The organism is Paraburkholderia sp. (assembly GCF_024281035.1).
GTDB lineage: Bacteria > Pseudomonadota > Gammaproteobacteria > Burkholderiales > Burkholderiaceae > Paraburkholderia.
In genome coordinates, this window is sequence record NZ_JAMXLH010000013.1 from 1 (window position 1) to 10,407 (window position 10,407).

Below are 10,407 nucleotides of genomic sequence, written 5' to 3' on the forward strand. Positions count from 1 at the left end.
TCTTCACGTAGTCGGCGTGGCCCGGGCAGTCGACGTGTGCGTAGTGGCGGTTAGCCGTTTCGTACTCGACGTGCGCGGTGTTGATCGTGATACCACGTGCCTTTTCTTCCGGCGCTGCGTCGATCTGGTCGTACGCCTTCGCCTCGCCGCCGAACTTCGCGGTCAGAACCGTCGTGATCGCTGCCGTCAGCGTGGTCTTGCCGTGGTCAACGTGACCGATCGTGCCCACGTTCACGTGCGGCTTGGTCCGTTCGAATTTACCTTTTGCCATGTTTCTCTTCTTTCAAAAAAGTGGTGAACCGGTGTCTGTTCGTTGCGAACCAGGCTTCGTTGCCCGGCTCGCTCCGTGCCGATGCTTACTTCGCCTTCGCGCTGATGATTGCGTCGGCCACGTTACGCGGTGCTTCTGCGTAGTGCTTGAATTCCATCGTGTACGTTGCGCGGCCCTGCGTGAGCGAGCGCAGCGACGTCGAGTAGCCGAACATTTCCGACAGCGGTACTTCTGCGCGAACGATCTTGCCGCCGCCAACCATGTCTTCCATGCCCTGGACAATACCGCGACGGCCCGACAGATCGCCCATCACGTTGCCCATGTAGTCTTCCGGCGTTTCGACTTCGACGGCCATCATCGGCTCGAGGATGACCGGCTGCGCCTTGCGCATGGCTTCCTTGAACGCCATCGAACCGGCCATGCGGAACGCATTTTCGTTCGAGTCGACGTCGTGGTACGAACCGAACGTCAGGTGAACCTTCACGTCGACGACCGGGAAGCCCGCCAGCACGCCCGACTTCAGCGTATCGGCAATACCCTTGTCCACCGCCGGGATGTATTCGCGCGGAATCACACCGCCCTTGATCTCGTCCAGGAACTCGTAGCCCTTGCCCTGCTCGTTCGGCTCGAGCGTGATGACCGCGTGACCGTACTGGCCGCGACCACCCGACTGCTTGACGAACTTGCCTTCGACGTCCTTCGCGATCGCGCGGATCGTTTCGCGGTATGCAACCTGCGGCTTGCCGACGGTCGCTTCCACGCCGAATTCGCGCTTCATGCGGTCGACCAGAATTTCGAGGTGGAGCTCGCCCATACCCGAAATGATGGTCTGGCCCGATTCCTCGTCCGTCTGGACGCGGAACGACGGGTCTTCCTGAGCCAGGCGGTTGAGCGCGAGGCCCATCTTTTCCTGGTCAGCCTTGGTCTTCGGCTCGACGGCCTGCGAAATCACCGGCTCCGGGAAAATCATGCGTTCCAGAACGATCGGGTTCGCCGGGTCGCACAGCGTGTCGCCCGTGGTCGCTTCCTTCAGACCGACAGCCGCGGCGATGTCGCCTGCGCGCACTTCCTTGATTTCTTCGCGGTTGTTCGCGTGCATCTGCAGAATACGGCCGAGGCGTTCCTTCTTGCCCTTGGTCGAGTTCAGCACGGTGTCGCCCGAATTGACGATGCCCGAGTATGCGCGGAAGAAGATCAGCTGGCCGACGAACGGGTCGGTCATGATCTTGAATGCGAGCGCCGAGAACTTCTCGTCGTCCGACGCCTTGCGCTCAGCCGTTTCACCGTTTTCCAGCTCGCCCTTGACCGGGGGGATATCCACCGGCGACGGCAGGAAGTCGATCACGGCGTCGAGCATGCGCTGCACGCCCTTGTTCTTGAACGCGGTGCCGCACAGCATCGGCTGGATTTCGCAGGCGATTGTGCGGTCGCGCAGCGCCTTGACGATTTCCGCTTCGGACAGGCCTTCGCCGCCGAGGTACTTTTCCATCAGCTCTTCGCTGGCTTCGGCAGCCGACTCGATCATCTTTTCGCGCCACTCGTTGCAGGTGTCAACGAGTTCAGCCGGGATGTCGACGTAGTCGAACTTCGTGCCTTGCGAGGCCTCGTCCCAAATGATCGCTTTCATCTTCACGAGGTCGACGACGCCCTTGAAGTTTTCTTCCGAGCCGATCGGCACCACGACCGGAACCGGGTTTGCCTTCAGGCGGGTCTTCAGCTGGTCGTAGACCTTGAAGAAGTTCGCGCCGGTACGGTCCATCTTGTTGACGAACGCGAGACGGGGAACCTTGTACTTGTTCGCCTGACGCCACACCGTTTCCGACTGCGGCTGCACGCCGCCCACGGCGCAGTAGACCATGCACGCACCGTCGAGCACGCGCATCGAGCGCTCGACTTCAATCGTGAAGTCGACGTGTCCCGGGGTGTCGATGATGTTGATGCGGTGTTCCGGATAGTTGCCGCCCATGCCCTTCCAGAAGGCGGTCGTAGCAGCGGAGGTGATCGTGATGCCACGCTCCTGTTCCTGCTCCATCCAGTCCATGGTGGCAGCGCCGTCGTGAACTTCACCAATCTTGTGGTTCACGCCGGTATAGAACAGGATGCGCTCGGTCGTCGTCGTTTTGCCGGCGTCGATGTGAGCGCTAATACCGATGTTGCGGTAGCGCTCGATAGGAGTCTTGCGAGCCACTTTGATCCTCTATGGGGAGGGACACATCAGGTTCGATCCCGACGCGTCTGAACACAAACGGGCGAGGCGCTGAATTAGCGCACCCGCCCGGAATTTTTTCCGCTTTAGAACAAACCCTGAGCGGGTTCGCCTCTTAGAAACGGAAGTGCGAGAACGCCTTGTTCGCTTCTGCCATCCGGTGAACTTCGTCGCGCTTCTTCATTGCGCCACCGCGGCCTTCGGCCGCTTCTTGCAGTTCACCCGCCAGGCGCAGAGCCATCGACTTCTCGCTGCGCTTCTTCGCGGCTTCACGCAGCCAACGCATCGCCAATGCCATACGACGCGACGGACGCACTTCGACCGGAACCTGATAGTTCGCACCACCCACGCGACGGCTCTTCACTTCGACAACCGGCTTCACGTTGTTGAGTGCGACAGTGAACACTTCCAGCGGGTCCTTGCCACCCTTGGTCTGGATCTGTTCGAAAGCGCCGTACACAATGCGCTCGGCAACCGACTTCTTGCCGGAGAGCATCAGCACGTTCATGAACTTGGCTACATCAACGTTGCCGAACTTCGGATCCGGCAACACTTCCCGCTTGGGAACTTCGCGACGACGCGGCATGTTTCTTCCTTTAACTTTTCAGTTGAAGCGCGGGATCGAACCCTTGCGCTCCGCGGCCACCAACTAACCCGATTCATCCATTACGACTTACCAGCCTGGTCGGGTGACCACTTACTCGACAGCACCGGCCAATCCGGCACCACCGCATGTATCGCCTCGCACCAGTGAGCGGCGCAGACGACCTTTCGACTCTTACTTCGCAGCCTTCGCGCGCTTCGCGCCGTACTTCGAACGAGCCTGCTTACGATCCTTGACGCCCTGGGTATCCAGCGAGCCGCGAACCATGTGGTAACGCACACCCGGCAAGTCCTTCACACGGCCGCCGCGGATCAGCACAACCGAGTGTTCCTGCAGGTTGTGGCCTTCACCGCCGATGTACGAAATTACTTCGAAGCCGTTCGTCAGACGAACCTTGGCGACCTTACGAAGTGCCGAGTTCGGCTTCTTCGGCGTCGTCGTGTACACGCGGGTGCACACGCCGCGACGCTGCGGGCAGTCCTGCAGGGCCGGACTCTTGCTTTTCGAGACTTCCGAAGTACGGCCTTTGCGAACCAGTTGATTGATGGTTGGCATTGTTTATTCCTGAAATTGAACAAAATCGACGCATTTATTTCCGGGCAAAGCGGAAAACCATACGTATCGAACTCCGGAACCGGAAAAAGACGTGAGTCCTGATCTTCACATTCGTCCATGTACGGACGAGCGCAAGAATCCCAAGAACCGGAACCCAGCATGATATTCCGAAAATACCAAGTGAGTCAACGGCTTGCTATGATCAGGACCACAGGGGAAATGACAGTGGAGCGACAACGAGAGCGCTTGAGACGGCGCGCAGTGGAGATTGCGCGAATTGGGCGCCGCCTCGCCAGGCTATACGCGTGGAATTACGCGTCCCCGACAACCTCAAGCAGCTCCTCGCCGAAGCGTTCGAGCTTGCGCGCGCCCATACCGGGGATTTCGCGCAGTTCGTCGAACGATTCGGGGCCGTTGCGGGCGATTTCCGCCAGCGTGGCGTCGTGGAAGATCAGGTAGGCGGGAACGCCCTCGCTCTTCGCGGTCTCCGTGCGCCACAGTCGCAGACGATCCCAGCGCGTACGCTGGCGCGGGCTCATGCCCTGGGTCGGATCGGCACGCTCGCTCGTGCGCCCCGACGACTGGCGCGTGCGCTGCGGCTTCACATAGCGACGCATCGTCACCTTCTGGTCGCCCTTCAAAACCGGCTTGCTCGCCTCGGTGAGCACGAGCGAGCCGAAGCCGTCGTGATCGACGGTGAGATAGCCAAATGCCACCAGTTGCCGGAAGATCGCACGCCATTCCGCTTCGGATAGCGCCGCACCGATGCCGAAGGTGGAAATTTTCTCGTGGCCGCGCGCGAGGATCTTCTCCGTGCGGTTGCCGCGCAGAATGTCGATCAGGTGGCCCGCGCCGAAGTTGAAGCCGCTCGCGCGCTGCGCGCGGAACACGCACGAAAGCGCCATCTGCGCCTCACGCGTGGCGTCCCACGTGGCGGGCGGTTCGAGACACGTATCGCAATTGCCGCACGGCTGGCTGGCTTCGCCGAAATACGCGAGCAGGCGCACGCGGCGGCACGACGCCGTCTCGCACAGCCCGAGCAGCGCGTCGAGCTTGCCGGTCTGCACGCGCTTGTGGGCTTCGTCGGCCTCCGATTCGTCGATCATCTTGCGCTGCTGCACGACGTCGCCGAGGCCGTAGGCCATCCACGCATTCGCCGCCAGCCCGTCGCGGCCCGCGCGCCCCGTTTCCTGGTAATAGCCTTCGACGCTCTTCGGCAAATCCAGATGGGCGACGAAACGCACGTCCGGCTTGTCGATGCCCATGCCGAATGCAATCGTCGCGCACATCACGACACCCTCGTCGCGCTGGAAGATTTCCTGATGCTGCTGGCGTACCTCGAATTCCATGCCCGCGTGGTACGGCAGCGCGCGCACGCCCTGCCCCTTGAGCCATTCGGCCGTTTCTTCGACCTTGCGGCGCGAGAGACAGTAGACAACGCCCGCGTCGGTCGTGCCGTCGGCGCGGCTGTGCTCGGCACGAATGAAGTCGAGCAGCTGCGCGCGCGCATTGTCCTTTTCGACGATGCGGTAGCGGATATTCGGCCGGTCGAAGCTCGAGATGAAAACGCGCGCGTCGTCGAGCGCGAGCCGCTGCACGATCTCGTCGCGCGTGATGTCGTCGGCGGTTGCTGTGAGCGCGATGCGCGGCACGTCCGGAAAGCGCTCGTGCAACACCGAAAGCTGGATGTACTCGGGCCGGAAATCGTGCCCCCATTGCGACACGCAATGCGCTTCGTCGATGGCGAACAGGCCGATTCGCGTACGTTCGAGCAGATCGAGAAAACGCGGCGTCATGAGACGCTCGGGCGCGACGTAGAGCAGATCGATACTGCCCTCGCGCAGCGCGCGTTCGGTGGCGGCGGCTTCGGCGCCGGAGAGCGTCGAGTTCAGGTAAGCGGCGCGCACGCCGACTTCCGTGAGCGCGGCCACCTGATCCTGCATGAGCGCGATGAGCGGCGATACGACGATGCCGGCGCCGTGGCCGGCTTCGTGACGTACGAGCGCGGGGATCTGATAGCAGAGCGATTTGCCGCCACCCGTGGGCATCAGAACCAGCGAATCGCCGCCCGCCGCGACATGCTCGACGATCTCGGCTTGCTGCCCCCTGAAAGCGGGATAACCGAAGACTTCGTTGAGGATTTCGAGCGAGCGGGACATGGAGAGGCGGGTCGATGCAAAGGCAGTGGGCCAGATTTTACCAACCCGTGCCGCCTCTGCCCGCCGCTACGAACGATATTGTCCGTTCGGCGGATAGCCGGCGCGCGCGCATGTGATGCGCGCTATGCACGCCGAGCACGAGAGTGCGAGCACGATCGTGTGAATCAGCGCGCGAGCCGGTTGCCGCGGCGCGCGACGAGGATGCTGCCGATGATCGAAACGAGCCCGACCGGAATGAAGATAAGCGAGCCGATGGTGATCAGCACGGCGCCGCCCTTGCGCTTGCCCGCTATCAGCATGATGTAGCCGATGATGAGAAACGCCCACACCACGAGGAAGGTTGCGAAGAACCACGCGGCCTGCTGGACCCCGACGTGATGCAGCAAATACGAAAAGATGCCGACCGACGCCAGCATATTCAGGAACAACCCGGCTCCAACGACCCACATGATTCACGCCTCCCGATTCGGATAGATCCCGTCTGCCACGCTCGATGCGGCGCATGCATAACGTGGCGCGCGTACGTTAGCACGGTCCGGTGCGCGCTGCACGGCACACGCGCACTCGCACTCATTCGCGCGCGGGCAATAAAAAAGGCCGTCCGGTCGAAACCGGACGGCCTTGCGACTTCTGCGACTTCTGTCAGCGAAGGGCGGCGGCTACGCCGCCCCGATGCTTACTCGCCAGTCGTGTGCGGCTGTTGCGGCTCTTCGGCTGCCGGGGTTTCCGGTGTGCCGAAGTCGAACGCTTCTTCCGCTGCGATCTGGTCGAAACGCTCGCGATCCGACGATTCCTTCGCCTTACGCGCCTTGTGGAACGCGAGACCCGTACCGGCCGGAATCAGACGGCCGACGATCACGTTTTCCTTCAGGCCACGCAGATCGTCGCGCTTGCCCATGATCGCCGCTTCGGTCAGCACGCGGGTCGTTTCCTGGAACGATGCCGCCGAGATGAACGAGTCGGTCGAGAGCGATGCCTTCGTAATACCGAGCAGCACGTTCTCGTACGTCGCCGGGCGCTTGTCGTCGGCGTTCATCTTGTCGTTTTCGTCCAGCATGTCCGAACGCTCGACCTGCTCGCCCGGGATGAAGCGCGTATCGCCGTTGTCGGTGATCTGCACGCGGCGCAGCATCTGACGCACGATTACTTCGATGTGCTTGTCGTTGATCTTCACGCCCTGCAGACGGTACACGTCCTGCACTTCGTCGACGATGTAGCGCGACAGCGCCTCGATACCCTGCAGACGCAGGATGTCGTGCGGATCGGCCGGGCCGTCCACGATCATTTCGCCCTTGTTGACGACCTGACCGTCGTGGACCAGCACCTGCTTTTCCTTCGCGATCAGGAACTCGTGCTGGTTGCCCTCGAGGTCCGTGATGACGAGACGCTGCTTGCCCTTCGTGTCCTTACCGAACGACACCGTACCCGTGACTTCCGCCAGGATGCCGGCATCCTTCGGCGAACGTGCTTCGAACAGTTCCGCCACACGCGGCAGACCGCCGGTAATGTCACGCGTCTTCTGCGATTCGGTCGGGATACGTGCGAGCACTTCACCGATCTGCACCTGCTGACCGTCCTTCACGGTGATCAGCGCGCCGACCTGGAAGCCGATCTGCACCGAGTGCTCGGTGCCCGGGATCTTCACTTCCTCGCCGTTCGCGTCGAGCAGCTTCACCTGCGGGCGCACGCTCTTCGCGGCCTGCGAGCCGCGGCGCTTCACGTCGATCACGACGAGGGTCGACAGACCCGTGACGTCGTCGATCTGCTTCGCCACGGTCACGCCTTCCTCGACGTTCTCGAACTTCACCGTACCGCCGTACTCGGTGATGATCGGGCGCGTCATCGGATCCCACGTTGCGAGCTGCGTGCCGGCCTTGATCTGCGCACCGTCGAGCTGCAGCAGCGTCGCGCCGTACGGCACCTTGTGACGCTCGCGCTCGCGGCCGTGATCGTCGGCGATGAGCGCTTCGCCCGAACGCGAGATGACGATCTGCTCGCCCTTCGCATTCGTGACGTAACGCATCGTCGCCGTGAAGCGCACCGTACCGTTGCTCTTCGCTTCGACCGACGAGGCCACTGCCGCACGCGACGCCGCACCACCGATGTGGAACGTACGCATCGTGAGCTGCGTGCCCGGTTCGCCGATCGACTGGGCAGCGATCACGCCAACCGCTTCGCCGACGTTCACGCGCGAGCCGCGGCCGAGGTCGCGGCCGTAGCACGAGGCGCACAGGCCATAGCGCGTTTCGCAAGTGAGCGGCGTGCGCACGCGCACTTCGTCGATGCCGAGGGCTTCGATCTGCTCCACTGCGGTTTCGTCGAGCAGCGTGCCGGATTCGTACAGCGTTTCCTGGCTTTCCGGGTTGACGACGTCCGCCACCGCGACGCGGCCGAGAATCCGGTCGCGCAGCGCTTCGACGACTTCACCGCCTTCCACGAGCGCCTTCATCGCCACGCCGTTCGACGTGCCGCAATCCTCCTCGACGACCACGAGATCCTGCGTGACGTCGACGAGACGACGCGTCAGGTAACCCGAGTTCGCCGTCTTCAGTGCCGTATCAGCCAGACCCTTACGTGCACCGTGGGTCGAGATGAAGTACTGCAGCACGTTCAGGCCTTCGCGGAAGTTCGCGGTAATCGGCGTTTCGATAATCGAGCCGTCCGGCTTCGCCATCAGGCCGCGCATACCCGCCAGCTGACGGATCTGGACCGCGGAACCCCGCGCGCCCGAGTCGGCCATCATGTAGATCGAGTTGAACGATTCCTGACGCGTATGGTTGCCGTCGCGATCGACCACCGGCTCCGTCGAGAGCTGCTCCATCATCGCCTTGCCGACCGCTTCCGACGTGTTCGACCAGATGTCGACCACGTTGTTGTAGCGTTCCTGCGCGGTGACGAGACCCGACATGTACTGGCGGTCGTATTCCTTCACCTTCTTCGCGGCGTCGCCGACGATCGTTTCCTTCTGCGGCGGCACGAGCATGTCGTCCACGCAGATCGAAATGCCGGCGCGCGTCGCGAGACGGAAACCCGACTGCATCAGCTGGTCGGCGAACACCACCGTCGCGCGCAGACCGCACTTGCGGAACGCCGTGTTGATCAGGCGCGAGATTTCCTTCTTCTTCAGCGGCTTGTTCAGCACCGAGAACGGCAGGCCGTGCGGCAGGATTTCCGAAAGGATCGAGCGGCCGACGGTCGTCGGATACAGCGTGATCTTCGGCACGAAAGCCGGCGCGCCTTCCGACGTGTCCTCGTTGCGCACCATTTCGGTGATACGCACGTTCACGCGCGAGGCCAGCTCGACTTCCTTGTTCTCATACGCGCGGATCGCTTCCGACACGCCCGTGAACGTCATGCCTTCGCCCTTGCCGTTGATCGCTTCACGCGTCGCGTAGTAAAGGCCCAGCACGATATCCTGCGACGGCACGATCGACGGATCGCCGTTCGCCGGGAACAGGACGTTGTTCGACGCGAGCATGAGCGTGCGCGCTTCCATCTGCGCTTCGAGCGACAGCGGCACGTGAACGGCCATCTGGTCACCGTCGAAGTCGGCGTTGAACGCCGCGCAGACGAGCGGGTGCAGCTGGATCGCCTTACCTTCGATCAGCACCGGCTCGAAAGCCTGGATACCGAGGCGGTGCAGCGTCGGCGCACGGTTCAGCATGACCGGATGCTCGCGGATCACCTCTTCGAGGATGTCCCACACCACCGCCGTCTGGTTCTCGACTTCCTTCTTCGCGGCCTTGATCGTGGTCGCGACGCCCATCGTCTCCAGCTTGTTGAAGATGAACGGCTTGAAGAGTTCGAGCGCCATCAGCTTCGGCAGACCGCACTGGTGCAGCTTCAGCGTCGGGCCGACCACGATGACCGAACGGCCCGAGTAGTCGACGCGCTTACCGAGCAGGTTCTGACGGAAGCGACCGCCTTTACCCTTGATCATGTCGGCGAGCGACTTCAGCGGACGCTTGTTCGCACCCGTCATCGCCTTGCCGCGGCGGCCGTTGTCGAGCAGCGAGTCGACGGCTTCCTGGAGCATCCGCTTTTCGTTGCGGACGATGATCTCCGGCGCGCCGAGGTCGATCAGCCTCTTGAGGCGGTTGTTGCGGTTGATCACGCGGCGGTACAGGTCGTTGAGGTCGCTGGTGGCGAACCGGCCACCGTCGAGCTGCACCATCGGCCGCAACTCCGGCGGGATGACCGGGACGGCGTCGAGCACCATGCCCATCGGGGAGTTGCCCGACTGCTGGAAGGCCGCGACCACTTTGAGCCGCTTCAGCGCACGAAGCTTCTTCTGCCCCTTGCCGTTTCGGATGACGTCCCGCAGGTTCTCGGCTTCCGCTTCGATGTCGAAGGCCTGCATCAGCTTCTGAATCGACTCCGCGCCCATCGCGCCGGTGAAGTACTCGCCGTAGCGGTCGACGATCTCGCGGTAGAGGTTCTCGTCGACGATCAGCTGCTTGGGAGCCAGCTTGGTGAAGGTGCTCCAGATGTCCTCGAGCCGGTCCAGCTCGCGCTGGGCACGATCGCGCATCTGGCGCATCTCCCGCTCGCCGCCGTCACGAACCTTGCGCCGCGCATCGGCTTTCGCGCCCTCGGCCTCCAACTCGGCCAG

At 62.6% G+C, this 10,407-nt stretch carries 7 protein-coding genes; all 7 read right to left on the reverse strand.

Annotation, left to right across the window (positions count from 1 at the left end; translation table 11 throughout):
• The coding region (locus Q0L30_RS02815) for a GTP-binding protein (RefSeq protein WP_254320704.1) at window positions 1–271 on the reverse strand (271 nt) is incomplete at its 3' end.
• Between the two features lie 85 nt (window positions 272–356).
• Window positions 357–2,459 carry an elongation factor G gene (gene fusA, locus Q0L30_RS02820; RefSeq protein WP_296650895.1) on the reverse strand — a complete coding sequence of 701 codons (2,103 nt, stop codon included), beginning with the start codon at window positions 2,457–2,459 and terminating at the stop codon, window positions 357–359.
• 133 nt (window positions 2,460–2,592) lie between these two features.
• Window positions 2,593–3,063 (reverse strand): 30S ribosomal protein S7, encoded by a 471-nt coding sequence (gene rpsG / locus Q0L30_RS02825; protein WP_008343817.1) that lies wholly within the window; start codon window positions 3,061–3,063, stop codon window positions 2,593–2,595.
• 192 nt (window positions 3,064–3,255) lie between these two features.
• Window positions 3,256–3,636 (reverse strand): 30S ribosomal protein S12, encoded by a 381-nt coding sequence (gene rpsL / locus Q0L30_RS02830; RefSeq protein ID WP_296650906.1) that lies wholly within the window; start codon window positions 3,634–3,636, stop codon window positions 3,256–3,258.
• A gap of 311 nt (window positions 3,637–3,947) precedes the next feature.
• Window positions 3,948–5,795, reverse strand: a complete 1,848-nt coding sequence (gene recQ / locus Q0L30_RS02835; RefSeq protein ID WP_296650909.1) for a DNA helicase RecQ — start codon at window positions 5,793–5,795, stop codon at window positions 3,948–3,950.
• Between the two features lie 164 nt (window positions 5,796–5,959).
• Window positions 5,960–6,244, reverse strand: a complete 285-nt coding sequence (locus Q0L30_RS02840) for a hypothetical protein (RefSeq protein WP_296650911.1) — start codon at window positions 6,242–6,244, stop codon at window positions 5,960–5,962.
• Window positions 6,245–6,471: 227 nt separating this feature from the next.
• The coding region (gene rpoC, locus Q0L30_RS02845; protein WP_296650914.1) for a DNA-directed RNA polymerase subunit beta' at window positions 6,472–10,407 on the reverse strand (3,936 nt) is incomplete at its 5' end.

Bases quoted from the DNA above. Each gene is read 5' to 3' on its own strand.
- rpsG (WP_008343817.1), bottom strand. From the start codon at position 3,063: ATGCCGCGTCGTCGCGAAGTTCCCAAGCGGGAAGTGTTGCCGGATCCG.
- rpsL (WP_296650906.1), bottom strand. From the start codon at position 3,636: ATGCCAACCATCAATCAACTGGTTCGCAAAGGCCGTACTTCGGAAGTC.
- recQ (WP_296650909.1), bottom strand. From the start codon at position 5,795: ATGTCCCGCTCGCTCGAAATCCTCAACGAAGTCTTCGGTTATCCCGCT.
- Q0L30_RS02840 (WP_296650911.1), bottom strand. From the start codon at position 6,244: ATGTGGGTCGTTGGAGCCGGGTTGTTCCTGAATATGCTGGCGTCGGTC.